Annotated in this window: 14 protein-coding genes; 7 read left to right on the top strand and 7 right to left on the bottom strand. The window is 56.9% G+C overall.

Annotated features, from left to right (window positions below; all coding sequences use genetic code 11):
- Positions 1 to 28 precede the first annotated feature (28 nt).
- The 6 genes from aroK to pilM form a co-directional block, all read right to left on the bottom strand.
- Positions 29 to 547, bottom strand: a complete 519-nt coding sequence (aroK, locus tag C8D90_RS07655; protein ID WP_115457857.1) for a shikimate kinase AroK — start codon at positions 545 to 547, stop codon at positions 29 to 31.
- 335 nt (positions 548 to 882) lie between these two features.
- Positions 883 to 2,169 carry a type IV pilus secretin PilQ gene (gene pilQ, locus C8D90_RS07660; RefSeq protein WP_115457858.1) on the bottom strand — a complete coding sequence of 429 codons (1,287 nt, stop codon included), beginning with the start codon at positions 2,167 to 2,169 and terminating at the stop codon, positions 883 to 885.
- A 61-nt stretch (positions 2,170 to 2,230) separates the two neighbouring features.
- Positions 2,231 to 2,560: a hypothetical protein gene (locus C8D90_RS21955; RefSeq protein WP_147291340.1), complete on the bottom strand. Its 330-nt coding sequence runs from the start codon at positions 2,558 to 2,560 to the stop codon at positions 2,231 to 2,233.
- The gene (locus tag C8D90_RS07665) at positions 2,560 to 3,054 is read right to left on the bottom strand and encodes a hypothetical protein (RefSeq protein WP_115457859.1); all 495 of its coding nucleotides are present in this window, start codon (positions 3,052 to 3,054) and stop codon (positions 2,560 to 2,562) included. The genes C8D90_RS21955 and C8D90_RS07665 overlap by 1 nt, the downstream gene beginning before the upstream one ends.
- Positions 3,051 to 3,599: a PilN domain-containing protein gene (locus tag C8D90_RS07670; protein ID WP_115457860.1), complete on the bottom strand. Its 549-nt coding sequence runs from the start codon at positions 3,597 to 3,599 to the stop codon at positions 3,051 to 3,053. Before C8D90_RS07670 ends, C8D90_RS07665 begins: the two co-directional genes overlap by 4 nt.
- Positions 3,590 to 4,414 carry a type IV pilus biogenesis protein PilM gene (pilM, locus tag C8D90_RS07675; protein ID WP_162844379.1) on the bottom strand — a complete coding sequence of 275 codons (825 nt, stop codon included), beginning with the start codon at positions 4,412 to 4,414 and terminating at the stop codon, positions 3,590 to 3,592. Before pilM ends, C8D90_RS07670 begins: the two co-directional genes overlap by 10 nt.
- Positions 4,415 to 4,535: 121 nt before the next feature.
- Between pilM and mrcA the strand changes: the two genes are divergently transcribed.
- Positions 4,536 to 7,103 carry a peptidoglycan glycosyltransferase/peptidoglycan DD-transpeptidase MrcA gene (gene mrcA, locus C8D90_RS07680; RefSeq protein WP_115457862.1) on the top strand — a complete coding sequence of 856 codons (2,568 nt, stop codon included), beginning with the start codon at positions 4,536 to 4,538 and terminating at the stop codon, positions 7,101 to 7,103.
- A 101-nt stretch (positions 7,104 to 7,204) separates the two neighbouring features.
- Here the strand turns inward: mrcA and nudE are convergent, their stop codons facing one another.
- Positions 7,205 to 7,756, bottom strand: a complete 552-nt coding sequence (gene nudE, locus C8D90_RS07685; RefSeq protein ID WP_115457863.1) for an ADP compounds hydrolase NudE — start codon at positions 7,754 to 7,756, stop codon at positions 7,205 to 7,207.
- 74 nt (positions 7,757 to 7,830) lie between these two features.
- On the opposite strand from nudE, the gene C8D90_RS21960 reads away from it, so the two are divergent.
- The 6 genes from C8D90_RS21960 (at position 7,831) to pckA (ending at position 14,366) form a co-directional block, all read left to right on the top strand.
- Complete coding sequence (locus C8D90_RS21960) at positions 7,831 to 8,091, top strand: hypothetical protein (protein ID WP_147291341.1); 261 nt, start codon at positions 7,831 to 7,833, stop codon at positions 8,089 to 8,091.
- A gap of 164 nt (positions 8,092 to 8,255) precedes the next feature.
- A complete protein-coding gene (locus C8D90_RS07690; protein WP_115457864.1) occupies positions 8,256 to 10,379 on the top strand; it encodes an IgaA/UmoB family intracellular growth attenuator in 2,124 nt (707 codons plus the stop codon).
- 123 nt (positions 10,380 to 10,502) lie between these two features.
- Positions 10,503 to 11,177, top strand: coding sequence for a GMP/IMP nucleotidase (gene yrfG / locus C8D90_RS07695; protein ID WP_115457865.1), 675 nt, complete (start codon positions 10,503 to 10,505; stop codon positions 11,175 to 11,177).
- A gap of 24 nt (positions 11,178 to 11,201) precedes the next feature.
- A complete protein-coding gene (hslR, locus tag C8D90_RS07700) occupies positions 11,202 to 11,612 on the top strand; it encodes a ribosome-associated heat shock protein Hsp15 (RefSeq protein WP_115457866.1) in 411 nt (136 codons plus the stop codon).
- A 25-nt stretch (positions 11,613 to 11,637) separates the two neighbouring features.
- On the top strand, positions 11,638 to 12,519 hold the full coding sequence (gene hslO / locus C8D90_RS07705) for an Hsp33 family molecular chaperone HslO (protein ID WP_115457867.1): 882 nt from the start codon (positions 11,638 to 11,640) through the stop codon (positions 12,517 to 12,519).
- A 227-nt stretch (positions 12,520 to 12,746) separates the two neighbouring features.
- On the top strand, positions 12,747 to 14,366 hold the full coding sequence (gene pckA, locus C8D90_RS07710; protein WP_115457868.1) for a phosphoenolpyruvate carboxykinase (ATP): 1,620 nt from the start codon (positions 12,747 to 12,749) through the stop codon (positions 14,364 to 14,366).
- Positions 14,367 to 14,590: the final 224 nt, after the last annotated feature.

Below are 14,590 nucleotides of genomic sequence, written 5' to 3' on the forward strand. Positions count from 1 at the left end.
TTCATTCTGATGATGAAAACGCCGGAAATCAGTTCGTTTCCAGCAAATGGATGATTTGGTTGGCAACCACTTTCGCGCTTTGTTCGTCGGTGCGAATCGTGACGTCCGCAATTTCCTCATACAGCGGGTTGCGTTCCAACGCCAGGGATTCCAGCACGTCGCGCGGGGTATCGACCTGCAGCAGCGGGCGTTTTTTATCACGCTGAGTGCGCGCCAGCTGTTTTTCAATGGTCGTTTCCAGATACACAACCACGCCGCGGGCAGACAAACGGTTACGGGTTTCCCGTGATTTTACCGATCCGCCGCCGGTCGCCAACACGATCCCCTGCTTTTCCGTCAGTTCGTTGATGACCTTTTCTTCGCGATCGCGGAAACCTTCCTCGCCTTCTACGTCGAATACCCAACTCACATCAGCGCCAGTACGACGCTCAATCTCCTGATCGGAGTCGTAAAACTCCATGTTGAGCTGCTGAGCCAATTGACGGCCAATAGTACTTTTGCCGGCGCCCATCGGCCCAACCAAAAAGATATTGCGTTTCTCTGCCATGTTTTCCGGTACTACCAAGATAATACGTTAATGATAACCCGCCCCGCCAATCACATCAGCAGCGGGACCGAAACTAAAACCTCATTGAGCGATAGTGCGAGATTAGACTAAAAATTATCTCAACACTCCAGGTAGTTTGGCAACCGAATAAATTCGCGCAATACGCCAGGATGTCCGGAGCAAGGCAAATGCCTTTCCGGGGATGAATGGACTGCTACCTGATTTGCTAACCCTTGTATGCTAAATCTCTCGCAGCGTCAAACGCGGAAACCATTCACGCCGATAAATTGTTCCGGGGAACAGGTCATAAAAAGTAATAAGAGGGCCGGCAAGCCTCAGGATGAAGGAACTTTCCGGGCTTGCACCAGCTCGGGCGTGATAAAAATCACCAGCTCCCGGCGCTGCTGTCTGTTTCGCTCGTCACGAAACAGCGCGCCTAACCCGGGGAGTCGCCCCAACCCCGGCACAGCGCTGTTCCCACGTTCTTTTTGCTGCTGAAAAATACCGCCGAGCACCACGGTCTCGCCATTGCGCACCGTCACCCGGGTGCGTATTTCCTGTTTATCGATCGCCAGCACCTCGCCCTCCTGCTGTTTCAGCGTTCTTCCCGGCATGTTCTGGCTGATTTGCAATGCCAGCGTAATGCGGTCGCTGCCGACCACCCTGGGTGTGACTTCCATCCCCAGCACGGCTTCTTTGAACTCAATGGCGGTTGCTCCGCTGGCGCCGCTGGAAACCTCATAGGGAATTTCCGTGCCTTGCTTGATGCTGGCTGTTTGCAGGTTTTCCGTCATCAGATGCGGACTGGCGATAATTTCGACCTTATCCTGCTGCTCCAGCGCGGCTAACTCCAGTTCCAGAATATTTCCGCCGATGCGCGCGATCTGAAACCCACCGCTCAGCGATTTGCCGTCCAGCGGAATTCCCATACTAAACTGATTAACGCGAAACCGTCCGTCCGAACTGCCGTCATCATCAGGCCTGACGCCCCAGCGCACGCCGAGTTCACGCAAACTCTCACGGTTGATCGTGATGATATGCGCCCGTAACTGCACCTGCGGCACGGTTTGATCCACCTCTTTAAGCCACGCTTCAATCGCCGCCAACTGGCGCGGTTCATCGCTGACCAGCAGCATGTTGGTGCGGCCATCCGCAGATACGCTGCCGCGCTCGCTCAGTAACCCACCCTTTTGCTGCAACAGGCTTTTAGCAACCTCTTCCGCTTCCGCCTGTTGCAACATGACGCGCAATTGTTTCAGTACGCCGGACGCAGCGGGTTGCCGCCGTGCGGCGCGGCGGGAATCAACCCGTGCGGCGGACTGCACGAACAAAATGCCGTTTTGTCGCTCCACGGCCAAATCATGTTGCCGGGCAATCGCCTGTAACGCCTGTTCCCAGGGTACTCCAACCAACCGCAGCGTTGTTTTTCCCTGAACCTCATCGCTGACCATCAGGTTCAGCCGCCGGAAATCGGCCAAAGCCTGTAAAACGCCGGACAACGGCGCCTCATGGAAAACCAGGGTCACCGGCAGCGACGCATCCCTCGCTTTTCCCGCAGCAAACGCAGAGCAAAACGGAAACAGACCTAAAATCAACCAACAGAATATGATGCGCCACGGCATGCTTTTCGTCCTTAAAACGTCCGGGAAATGAGAAGGGTTATGATGATTTACGGCCCCGTATTCATGGCGGGCAGGCAAACGGAAGAAGCCCGCTGTGTTTTTCTCCTGAACACCACTGCGGCGTAAACGCTGTGGTGAACGGAGGGAAGGTGAGATCAGCAGCGCAATAGTCCGGCACAGTTTTTCGCCAGTACCCGGATGCATCGATACGCCACTGAACCCAGCAGCGCCCATCGCTGATGAAGCCTGCATAGCGGCTCTCTTCCGGAACTCCGGCAACTGACGTTGGCGGTAAATGGAAAGGATCGCGTTCCACCCCTGAGGCAAGTACGGAAAATGATGCCGATACGAGCCACGCCGGCACAAACAACGCATTTCGGATCTTTCTCATCAGGCCGCCTCTCCGAGACGGATTTCCGCCTCTACGCCCTGTTCCATACGGGTGATCCGCAATAACTGAATCAGCCACGGGCACGGTTCCAGCCGTGTGAGCAGCGCCGTCAGCTCTGGGTAAGCCAGCGACAGAGAGACACTCCACTGCGCCGGGGAAGCATTTTCCCGGCGCCAGGATTTAACCTGCCCGGATGCCAACGAGCCGGGCAGCGCCTGACAGGAAGGCGGGCCGTTTCCCGGCGCCGGAGTCTCCCGCCGCAACTGCGCCAGCATGGCTTCCAGACGACGATTTTCTTCCCCGAGCTGCGTCAATGCATTCCGTTGACGATCAATGGTCTCCCGCCGTTCCTCAAGCGGGGCGGACAGCAGCAGCTTGCCCAAAAGCAGAAGCGCCACTGCCGGCACTACCGCCGAACCGGCCAGCAACAGCGGGAAACGCGGCCCGCGCAGACCGGCCGCCCACAGACCAAACGCCAGCCACCAAGCCTTCATGAGGTATGCTCCCAGACGCCGCGCAAAGTAAACGCCACATCGCCGTTTTCATCCCGGGTCAGCTCCGTCAGCGTGGTTTCGGCAGGCACGCTATTCGCTCCGGCGGGGTTGAGCGTTTGAACGAACTGAAACAGGTCAGACGCGCCCGTCCCTTTTCCCTGTAAAACAAAGCCGTCACCTCCGCTTTCCAGTTGGGTCAGCCAAAGCCCGGCCGGAATATGACGGCTCAGCAGACGCAATAACGCCCCGTTACGGCGGTTCTTTTGTGCGAACGCTTCACCGCGCCGCTCAGCGTCAATGCGCGCTTTCATCTGCGCCACGGTCTGCTGGCGCGTTTGTTTTTCCCGGCGCAGCGCTTCCAGCGTCCGCGTCTGACTTTCCTGCTTCAGCCGTAACCCGGTTTCCGTCTGCAGGCCGTTGCGCCACATCAGCCCGAGACCCGCAGCAGACAACAGCAGGCTAAACGCCAGCACGCCCGCCACCTGACGCCGGCGCGCAACGGCATAGCCATCACGCCAGGGAAGCAGGTTAATGACTAAATCCATGCCTCAGCCCCCGGATGCAACGCCAGCCCCAGAGCCAGGGTGAAATCCTGCGGTTGCCGGGGCAGCGGCGGCTGAAGCTGGCGCAGGAAACCAAACGGTGACCATTCCGCCGGCGCCGCAGCGCCGCTTAACAGATAGCCGTCGCCGGTAAATCCCGCCTGAAGGGCGGCGCATACCGCCTGCGAAACGTCGTCATCACCTGCCGCCACGCAACCGTACGCCAGCGGCTGCGGCCGTGGGGAAACCCACAGCAGCGTCTGAGATGTGCGGTACAGCAACAGTTTATCCGGCGGCGTGCCGCACAACGCCGCCACGCGGCGCAATGCGCAGGGCGTGATATCCACAGCATCCGGCGTCAGGCCAGCGACACTCATCGCGTCCAGCCATCCCTGTAAGTCGCGGCGCCGGGCGGCGGTTACCACTACGCCGTCACCATCACGCGCCGCCGGAGCGTAGTCGTAGGCCATCTCTTTGCAGGAGAGATGAAACTGCTTCTCTACCGCAATCCGGAGCGCTTCCTGACGCACGGCCGGAGAAAGTTGCCGGTCCGGGCGGGGCAGATACCGCTGCATCACCTGCGCCGGCGGCAACCCCAGGCGGATACGGGCATTGGCGGGCAGCTCCCGCCGCCAGTCACGCAGCCACTCACCCAACTGGCGCGGCCGTTGCAGCCGCCCGTCGCAAAACAGATCCGCCGGCGGGGATAATTGCCACCAGCGTTTCAGTTGCCAGCCGTCCCGGCGGCGTGACAAAGCAACCGCACACATCCCGCCGGGACTGATGTCTACCCCGGTTTGCCAGCGCTGAGAAAACATGCCCGCATCCTCCATTATTCGTGAAGTTGATAAAAGAACGTATCAACGTTGCAGGCTTGCCTTTATACTACTGCGCGGTTGTTTAGAAACTGCCCAATGGACAAGTAATGGGATATCTCAGGTGAAGTTCGTAAAGTATTTTATCGTTCTTGCAGTGTGTTGCATTCTGCTGGGAGCGGCTTTGGTATTTGGTTTGTACAAATACGTTGAGCCGCAATTACCCGACGTTGCCACGCTGAAAGACGTCCGACTGCAGACGCCAATGCAGGTTTACAGCGCAGATGGAGAGCTTATCGCCCAGTTTGGCGAGAAGCGTCGTATCCCGTTACCGCTGGATCAGATTCCACAAACGATGGTCAAGGCGTTCATCGCCACGGAAGACAGTCGTTTCTATGAGCATCACGGTGTTGACCCGGTGGGGATTTTCCGCGCCGCTTCTGTTGCCATGTTTACCGGACACGCCTCTCAGGGTGCCAGTACGATTACCCAACAGTTAGCCAGGAACTTTTTCCTCAGCCCGGAAAGAACGCTGATGCGAAAAATTAAAGAGGTCTTTCTCGCGATCCGCATCGAACAGATGCTGTCGAAAGATGAAATTCTGGAGCTGTATCTCAACAAAATTTACCTCGGCTACCGTGCTTACGGCGTCGGCGCCGCGGCACAGGTCTATTTCGGCAAAACCATCGATCAGCTGGATCTCAGCGAAATGGCCATGATCGCCGGCCTGCCGAAAGCGCCTTCAACATTTAACCCGCTTTATTCGTACGATCGCGCCCTGGCGCGCCGTAACGTGGTATTAGCGCGTATGCTTGATCAGCACTACATCACCAAAGCGCAGTACGATCAGGCCCGCAGCGAAAAGATCAACGCCAGCTATCACGGCCCGGAAATCGATTTCTCCTCACCGTATCTTGCTGAAATGGTGCGCCTGGAGATGATCAAACGCTATGGTGACAACGCCTATACGGATGGTTACAAGGTTTACACCACCATCACTAAACGTCTGCAGCAGGCCGCCCAGGAAGCCGTTCGCAACAACGTGATTGCCTACGATATGCGTCACGGCTACCGCGGCCCTTCCAACGTGTTGTGGAAAGTCGGGCAACCGGCCTGGAACCAGAAGCAAATCATCGATTCGATAAAAAACCTGCCAACGTACGGCCCCCTGCTGCCGGCGGTGGTCATGGCCTCCGGTAATACCGAAGCCACGGTCATGCTGGCGGACGGCAGCGAAGTCATTCTGCCATTCACCACCGTGCGCTGGGCCCGTCCTTACCGCAGCGACACCCAACAAGGGCCGACGCCGAGGCGGGTCAGCGATGTCCTCCAGGCCGGCCAGCAAATCTGGGTGCGCCAGGACAACAAGCAGCAGTGGTGGCTTTCCCAGGTGCCGGACGTTAACTCCGCGCTGGTGTCCATCAATCCCCAGGACGGGGCGGTGAAAGCATTGGTAGGCGGCTTTGATTTCAATCAGAGCAAGTTTAACCGCGTAACCCAGTCGCTGCGTCAGGTCGGTTCCAACATCAAACCTTTCCTGTACACCGCCGCGATGGATAAAGGGCTGACGCTCGCCACCATCCTTAACGACCTGCCGGTTTCCCGCTGGGACCCGGGCGCCAGCACCGACTGGCGGCCCAAAAACTCACCGCCGACCTACGCCGGACCGATCCGTCTGCGTCAGGGGCTGGGCGAGTCGAAGAACGTGGTGATGGTACGCGCCATGCGCGCCATGGGCGTGGATTACGCCGCTGAATACCTGCTGCGCTTCGGCTTCCCGGCAAGCAACATCGCGCATACGGAAGCGCTGGCGCTGGGCGCTGCGTCGTTTACGCCGCTGCAGATGGTGCGCGGTTATTCCGTCTTCTCCAACGGCGGTTACCTGGTTGACCCGTACTTCATCACCAAAATCGTAGATGACAACGATAACCCGGTATTCGAAGCCAAACCGCGCGTTGTCTGCACCAACTGCAACCTGCCGGTGATTTACGGCCAAACCGCCCGCTCCGCCGTACTGAGCGAAGATAATATGGAAAACGTTGCGGTTTCCCATGACGGCACGACGCCGGTATCCGTTCCGATGCCGCAGTTGCAGGAAGTCACGCCGGGCCAGATGAGCCGCGATGGCGACCAGCAGTACGCCCCTCACGTCATCAGCTCGCCGCTGGCGTTCCTGATGTACGATGCGCTTAACAGCAACATCTTCGGCGAACCCGGTGGTGGCTGGATGGGCACCGGCTGGCGCGCCGGCCGCGACCTGAAACGTCGCGACATCGGCGGCAAAACCGGGACGACCAACAGCTCTAAAGACGCCTGGTTCTCCGGATACGGTCCGGGCACTGTCACCACGGTGTGGATCGGCTTCGATGATCACCGTCGCGATCTGGGGCGTTCAACCGCATCCGGCGCCATCAAGGATCAGATTTCCGGCGGTGAAGGCGGAGCCAAGAGCGCCCAGCCGGCGTGGGATGATTTCATGAAAACCGCGCTGGAAGGCATTCCGGAGCAGCGTATGCCGCCGCCGCCGGGCATTGTCAGCGTCAAAATCGACATGCAGAGCGGTAAGCTTTCTACCGGCAGCGGCCGCAGCCGGTCGGAATATTTCATCAGCGGCACGCAGCCGACGGACTACGCAGTGCAGGACAGCGGAACGACTATCATTGATAACGGTCAGACCCACGAATTGTTCTAAACCGCCGTAAGCGAAAAGCAGAAACACCAAGGGGCCGAAACGGCCCCTTGTTATTTTACTGACTTATTTTTTCAGCCACGCAAACGCGTTTACGGCGTGCTTCAACGCTGCGCCAGAAAATCCCGCGCTAAAAACAAAGCGCTGACGTTACGCGCTTCGCAGAAATCCGGCTCTTCCAGCAGTTCCATCATGCGCGCCACCGGCCAGCGTACCACCGGCATCTCCTCCGGCTCATCCCCTTCCAGCCGCTTGGGATATAAACCTTCCGCCAGCACGATATTCATCTTGCTGGAGAAATAAGAGGGCGCCATCGTCAGCTTGCGCAAAAAACTGAAACGCTCGCCGCCATAACCCGCCTCTTCCATCAGTTCACGGTTAGCCGCCTGAAAAACCTGCTCGCCGGGATCAATCAACCCCTTGGGGAACCCCAGTTCATACTCTTCAAGCCCTACCGCATATTCCCGGATAAGCAGCAGGTCATCGCCCAACACGGGGACGATCATCACGGCTTCGCGATCCGACGGACGCATGCGCTCATACTGGCGGTGTACGCCGTTACTGAACTCAAGATCCACCGTTTCAACATTGAACAAACGTGAACGCGCGATGGTGGCCACTCTGAGGATTTTTGGTTTTTGCTGTAATTTATCCATGGTTGTCTCGGCTAAAAATACCCTGCGTTTTTTGTAACAGTTCAAACTACGCCTGGTATAACGCGGTATCGTACATGTCTTTTTTAGACATTGATCACGTTATCATGACCGCCATTGTGCTTGAGATTCCGGTAAAATCGCAACAATTGTTGCATTATTTTTACCATTCAGTACCCGCCGGTAATGACATAAAAAATAAGCATAACAATAAAAAGAACTCGCCCGCCCGCAGCCCGCTTCGGCGGGCAGCCTTAATAACCCTATGCAGAAAAGTGCCCATTCGCCAGGTAAAAAATCGGACAATGCTGATACTTTCTTATGAAGAAGGCTTTTAACCTCTAGTCAGTTTCAAATAAAAAAGTTCTCTGCGTTAGAAGCAAACCGTTTTTATAACATATAGTTATATTAGTAACCTGATTCCTCAGTATAATGTCACCTTGCATAGGGATAGCAAATGGTGAAACCAGCGGTCACTATGATATTACCTGACGGGGTTGGCATGAGTGCATCGGTCATTGCATTAATCATCTTGATCCCCTGTTTGCTCGCTGTTGGATGCCTTTATTGGATTAGCATGAAAAGATCTGCATTGCTGACATCATCGTTTCCTTTCAGGAAAGCTAAACAGCGCAAACTCAGCGCGGATGAGCTGTATGCCATCGAACGCTATCTGGAAAGCCTGTCACCTCAGGCGACTTCCCGTGCGGCAGGTACGCAGCTTTCACCACTTTACCATCGGCTCAGTCCGCAGGGCGACCGCGTCTATCCGCTGACGCACACCATCACCCGCTATGGGCTGAGCGTTGACGATCCTAACTACCGTCGCTATTACCTTGATAATCTGGAAATTCACCTGCCGCCGTTTTGGGAGCAGTTCATTGCAGACGAAAACCGTCTGGAAGTGATCAAAACCCACAGCATACCGCTGGTGATCTCCATCAACGGGCACTCCCTGACGGAGTATACCCGCGAAGAAATGCCGCGCTTCAGCGACGACTCCGCCCAGGCCTCGATCCGCCCGGCGGAAAGCGAGCAAATTGAGCTGACCGGCGTGCGCAAAGAAACCTATCTTGAGCATCAGCTGACTCAGCGGACCGGCATCAGGGAATCTGTCATACTCGTCGCCGCCATGCTTCTGCTCTATCTCAGCCTGTTCTCGCCGGAGGCGTTGGTTCCCTGGCTGCTGGCGCTTGCCGCCGGGCTTGTCATCTGGGGCGTCTGGCGGCTGTACAGCGCGCCCGCGGAGCAAACGCTGAAAGAAGTGCACTGCCTGCGGGGCATTCCCAAACGCTGGGGGCTGTTCGGCGACTCTAACGTTGGTAAGATCAATAACGTCTCGCTGGGAACCATTGATCTGATTTATCCCGCGCACTGGCAGAATTACATACAGCACGACCTGGGCCAGAACACAGACATTGAAATGTATCTCAACCGTCACGTGGTGCGTCAGGGCCGTTTCCTCTCCCTGCATGACGAAGTGAAGCATTTTCCCCTGCAACGCTGGGGCCATAACGCGGTTCTGGCCTGCGGCGCGACGTTGATTCTGACCCTGTTGCTGACCACCCTGCCGCTGAGCATCCCCTTCAAGCTCAGTGCCGCATGGATACACGGCACCCATGACCTCAGCGTGACGGACGTGAAAACCCTTTCCGCCCTGCCGTTGCGGGTGGGGGACACCCTGGACATTCAGGGCTCAGGCATGTGCCGTGTTCCGGCCGTGTATCAGGAAGGCAAAAGTTATCCGTTCATGCCGTTCGACTGTTCCGAAATCTACTGGAACACCGCCGCCCCACTGGCCGTGCCGTCATCCGACGTCATCGACAACGCCAGCGCCCTGCTGGCAAGCGTTAACCGCCAGATGAATCCTGGCAGCGGCACCGAACAGAAGGTTAACCCCCAGTTAGCCAGCGCCATCCAGAAATCAGGCATGCTGTTATTAGACGACTTCGGCGACATCGTGCTGCGTGCCGAGGATTTGTGCGGTCAGCAGCAGGCGGAATGCGGCCGGCTGAAGAATGCCCTGCTTAACCTGGGCAACAGCACGTCATGGGATACGCTGGTGAAAAAAGCCGAAAGCGGGAAACTCGACGGGGTCAACGTTTTGCTGCGCCCCGCCAGCGCCCAGCAGCTTTCAGACATCGTTAACAGCGCCGTGTCTTCGTTCTATTACCGGGAAACCCGTCAGGCCGCGCAGTCACTGGCCGTAACGCCGCCGAACGGCTTCCTGATCGTCAGTGATGAAGGCAAACCGCTGGTGAATCACGCCCAGCCGTCGGTATCTCTGTATGACTACAACTCCATCGACCAGTGGCGCGAGCTGGAAAACCTGTCGCGCCAGTTGCTGGTTACCCCTTTCACGGCGCGTGGGGTCATTACCGACATCAGCACCGACGCCAACGGCACCCGCCACATCGTGCTGCACAGCGAGCCGGACATCATGACGCTGTGGCGTTACGCCGGCACCTGTTTGCTGATTATGGTCGTCGTGGCCATCGTCGTGGTGAACCTCGGCCTGCTGCTGATGCGCCTGCAAAAGAACATGCGCCGTATTCCCGCGATCCAGCATTATTATGATCGCTGCATCAACCCGTCATTCTCATCTTTCGATCTCTCCCCCAGATAAAAAAATTACCGGAGGCGGAATTCGCCTCCGGCATGACAAGCCCGCGCGGGAAAAATATACTTTACCGATATCGGCCGTTTTCCGCTTCGCGGGCGGCCCGACCTCACCCGATACGGAGGCCGCATGGTTCCTGATTTTGACTGGCAAGAAATAGATACCGTCCTGTTAGACATGGACGGCACGTTGTTGGATCTGGAGTTCGACAACTATTTCTGGCTACAGCTGGTGCCCCGCACGCTGAGCGAGCAGCGCGGGATTTCCCCGGAAGAAGCGCGCGATCTGGTTTTTCAGGAGTATCAGGCCGTACAGCATACGCTGGACTGGTATTGCATCGATTACTGGTGCGAACGGCTGAATCTGGATATTTACCGGATGACGACCGACGTCGGCCCGCGCGCCCGTCTGCGCCAGGATACGCGCCCCTTCCTCGATGCCCTGCGCGCCAGCGGCCGGCGTACCATCCTGCTGACCAATGCCCATCCGCACAGCCTGTCGGTGAAGGTGCAACACACCGGGTTGGACCAGCACCTTGATTTATTATTATCCACCCATACATTTGGTTATCCCAAAGAAGATCGGCGGCTGTGGGAGGCGGTGGAACAACACACCGGCCTCGACCCGGCGCGAACGCTGTTCGTGGATGATGCGGAACCGATTCTGGACGCGGCCAGCCATTATGGCATCCGCTACTGCCTGGGCGTCAGCAACCCTGACTCCAGCACCGGCGAAAAGACGTTTGCCCGTCATCCGTCGATGAACGATTACCGCATCCTGCTGCCCGCTTTTCAGCCGCGCTGAGCGCAAACGGATCAAGGAGCCGCAATGAAAGAACGACATCAACAGGACGATGGCGTTGTCCGTCTGGATAAATGGCTGTGGGCCGCACGCTTTTACAAAACGCGCGCGCTGGCACGGGAGATGATCGACGGCGGCAAAGTGCATTACAACGGCCAGCGCGGCAAGCCCAGCAAGGCCGTGGAGGTGGGCGCGGAGCTTAAGCTGCGTCAGGGGAACGATGAACGCACCATCATCGTCATGGCGCTGTCCGCCCAGCGGCGCGGCGCCGAAGAAGCGCAGCGGCTTTATCAGGAAACCGCCGCCAGCATAGAGAACCGCGAGAAAGTCGCGCAGGCGCGCAAGATGAACGCCCTGACCATGCCGCACCCCGAGCGCAGGCCGGATAAGAAAGAGCGGCGCAATCTGATCAAATTTAAATACGGCGCACCGGAATAAACCGGCCGCAAACGAGAGAAAAGCTATGTCCAATCATGACCAACTGCATCGTTATCTGTTCGAAAACCTCGCCGTGCGCGGCGAACTGGTAACGGCGAGCGAAACCTATCAGCACATGCTGGAAAATCATCAGTATCCGCAGGAAGTGCAAAACCTGCTCGGCGAACTGTTGGTCGCCACCAGCCTGCTGACCGCCACGCTCAAGTTCGACGGAGAAATCACCGTGCAGTTGCAGGGCGACGGCCCGCTGCGCCTGGCCGTGATCAACGGCAACAATCGTCAGGAAATGCGCGGTATGGCCCGGCTGCAGGGTGACATCGCGCCCGGCAGCAGCCTGAAAGAGATGGTCGGCAACGGGTATCTGGTCATCACCATCACGCCGGAGGAAGGTGAGCGTTATCAGGGCGTCGTGGCCCTGGACGGCGATACGCTGGCGGTCTGCCTGGAAGGCTATTTCATGCAGTCTGAACAGTTGCCCACCCGCCTGTTTATCCGCACCGGCGAAGCCAATGGCAAACCCGCCGCCGCCGGCATGCTGCTGCAAATCGTGCCGGCGCAGCCCAACAGTGCGGACGATCTGAACCACCTGACCCAGCTCACAGCCACGGTCAAGGCGGAAGAACTGTTCACCCTGCCGGCCAACGAAGTGCTGTACCGCCTGTATCATCAGGAAGAAGTCACCCTGTATGAACCGCAGGACGTTACCTTCCGCTGCACCTGTTCGCGGGAACGCTGCGCCAACGCGCTGCTGACCGTGAACCCGGAGGAGCTGGAAGACATGCTGGAAAAAGAGGGCAACATCGATATGCATTGCGACTTCTGCGGAGCGAACTATGTGTTTGATTCTGCCGATGTTAAATCTCTGCTGGCCGGTCACCCCACCGAGCAGGTTAACAACCTGCATTAAAAAAGTTTTTGCTTTATTCAAATAAATTAAGCCCACAATTTGTGGGCTTTTTCATTGATTTATCTCAGGTTACATAGATGATTTTGCAGAATTTTCCGTGTTTTACATCTCAAATACTAATGAAATAAAAATGAAATTCATTTTTTTTGATAGTACTCTCGGTTATCCCACATCTTATCTACCTACAATTAGCACAAAATAAATTTTAATATCTAAGGAGTAGTGACATGCACGTCAAAGGTTTAACCGCAGCGGATCTGGCAACCTACGGCATCACTGGTGTAACAGAGGTTGTTTACAATCCGAGTTATGACCTGCTCTTTACCGAAGAAACGTCTGCCTCCCTACAAGGCTATGAGCGCGGCACCCTTACTACGCTGGGCGCCGTATCCGTTGACACCGGTATTTTTACCGGTCGTTCCCCGAAGGATAAATACATCGTGCGTGATGATGTCTCGCGCGACACCGTCTGGTGGGCCGACCAGGGCAAAGGTAAAAATGACAACAAACCGATTTCCCCGGAAATCTGGCAGCATCTGAAAGGGTTGGTCACCACCCAGCTGTCCGGCAAGCGTTTGTTCGTCGTCGACGCCTTCTGCGGTGCTAACGCCGACACCCGTCTGAGCGTACGTTTCATCACCGAGGTGGCCTGGCAGGCACACTTCGTTAAGAACATGTTCATTCGCCCGTCTGACGAAGAACTGGCCGGCTTCAAACCCGACTTCATCGTCATGAACGGTGCCAAGTGCACCAACCCGCAGTGGAAAGAACAGGGCCTGAACTCCGAGAACTTCGTGGCATTTAACCTGACCGAGCGCATGCAGCTGATCGGCGGGACCTGGTACGGCGGCGAAATGAAGAAGGGCATGTTCTCCATCATGAACTACCTGCTGCCGCTGAAAGGCATCGCCTCTATGCACTGCTCCGCCAACGTGGGCGAGAAAGGCGACGTGGCCGTGTTCTTCGGCCTGTCCGGCACCGGCAAAACCACGCTGTCTACCGATCCGAAGCGCCAGCTGATCGGCGATGACGAGCACGGCTGGGACGACGACGGCGTCTTCAACTTCGAAGGCGGCTGCTACGCCAAGACCATCAAGCTGTCCGAAGAGGCCGAGCCGGACATCTACCACGCTATCACCCGCGATGCTTTGCTGGAAAACGTCACGGTACGTCCGGACGGCAGCGTAGACTTTGACGACGGTTCGAAAACGGAAAACACCCGCGTTTCTTACCCGATTTACCACATCAAGAACATCGTTAAGCCGGTTTCCAAAGCGGGCCACGCCAAGAAGGTGATCTTCCTGACCGCGGACGCCTTCGGCGTACTGCCGCCGGTTTCCCGCCTGACGGCCGATCAGACTCAGTATCACTTCCTGTCCGGCTTTACCGCGAAACTGGCAGGCACCGAGCGCGGCATCACCGAACCGACGCCGACCTTCTCTTCCTGCTTCGGCGCGGCGTTCCTGACGCTGCACCCGACCAAGTACGCAGAAGTGCTGGTTAAGCGCATGCAGGCCGCAGGCGCGCAGGCTTACCTGGTGAACACCGGCTGGAACGGCACCGGTAAGCGTATCTCCATTAAAGATACCCGCGGCATCATCGACGCCATCCTGTCCGGCGAGATCGACAACGCAGAAACCTTCACGCTGCCGATCTTCAACCTGGCGGTACCGACCTCACTGCCCGGCGTCAACCCGGACATCCTGGACCCGCGTGCAACTTACGCCAACCAGGAGCAGTGGCAGGAAAAAGCGCGGGATCTGGCGCAGCGTTTCATCACCAACTTTGACAAGTACACTGACACCCCGGCGGGTGAAGCGCTGGTCAAGGCTGGTCCGAAACTGTAACGCCGTTTAGATTAAGCAATTTAATCCCTCAAAAGGCCATTCAATGAATGGCCTTTTTTTATGGTAACCGCTCCACTAAGTAAAATTCCGCATAATCAATATGTTGATGTCAATCCCTGAGAAATTAACGCTGGTGATATTCACACAATGAGATAACTGTGAGGCGAAACACATTACGGGGAAAATGCGATTTTACCGACCGGGGACCGTTGATGCCGATCAAT

It is taken from the genome of Enterobacillus tribolii, assembly GCF_003363015.1.
Lineage (GTDB): Bacteria > Pseudomonadota > Gammaproteobacteria > Enterobacterales > Enterobacteriaceae > Enterobacillus > Enterobacillus tribolii.

Bases quoted from the DNA above. Each gene is read 5' to 3' on its own strand.
- aroK (WP_115457857.1), bottom strand. From the start codon at position 547: ATGGCAGAGAAACGCAATATCTTTTTGGTTGGGCCGATGGGCGCCGGC.
- pilQ (WP_115457858.1), bottom strand. From the start codon at position 2,169: ATGCCGTGGCGCATCATATTCTGTTGGTTGATTTTAGGTCTGTTTCCG.
- C8D90_RS21955 (WP_147291340.1), bottom strand. From the start codon at position 2,560: ATGAGAAAGATCCGAAATGCGTTGTTTGTGCCGGCGTGGCTCGTATCG.
- C8D90_RS07665 (WP_115457859.1), bottom strand. From the start codon at position 3,054: ATGAAGGCTTGGTGGCTGGCGTTTGGTCTGTGGGCGGCCGGTCTGCGC.
- C8D90_RS07670 (WP_115457860.1), bottom strand. From the start codon at position 3,599: ATGGATTTAGTCATTAACCTGCTTCCCTGGCGTGATGGCTATGCCGTT.
- pilM (WP_162844379.1), bottom strand. From the start codon at position 4,414: ATGTTTTCTCAGCGCTGGCAAACCGGGGTAGACATCAGTCCCGGCGGG.
- nudE (WP_115457863.1), bottom strand. From the start codon at position 7,756: ATGGATAAATTACAGCAAAAACCAAAAATCCTCAGAGTGGCCACCATC.
- C8D90_RS21960 (WP_147291341.1), top strand. From the start codon at position 7,831: ATGTCTTTTTTAGACATTGATCACGTTATCATGACCGCCATTGTGCTT.
- C8D90_RS07690 (WP_115457864.1), top strand. From the start codon at position 8,256: ATGAGTGCATCGGTCATTGCATTAATCATCTTGATCCCCTGTTTGCTC.
- yrfG (WP_115457865.1), top strand. From the start codon at position 10,503: ATGGTTCCTGATTTTGACTGGCAAGAAATAGATACCGTCCTGTTAGAC.
- hslR (WP_115457866.1), top strand. From the start codon at position 11,202: ATGAAAGAACGACATCAACAGGACGATGGCGTTGTCCGTCTGGATAAA.
- hslO (WP_115457867.1), top strand. From the start codon at position 11,638: ATGTCCAATCATGACCAACTGCATCGTTATCTGTTCGAAAACCTCGCC.
- pckA (WP_115457868.1), top strand. From the start codon at position 12,747: ATGCACGTCAAAGGTTTAACCGCAGCGGATCTGGCAACCTACGGCATC.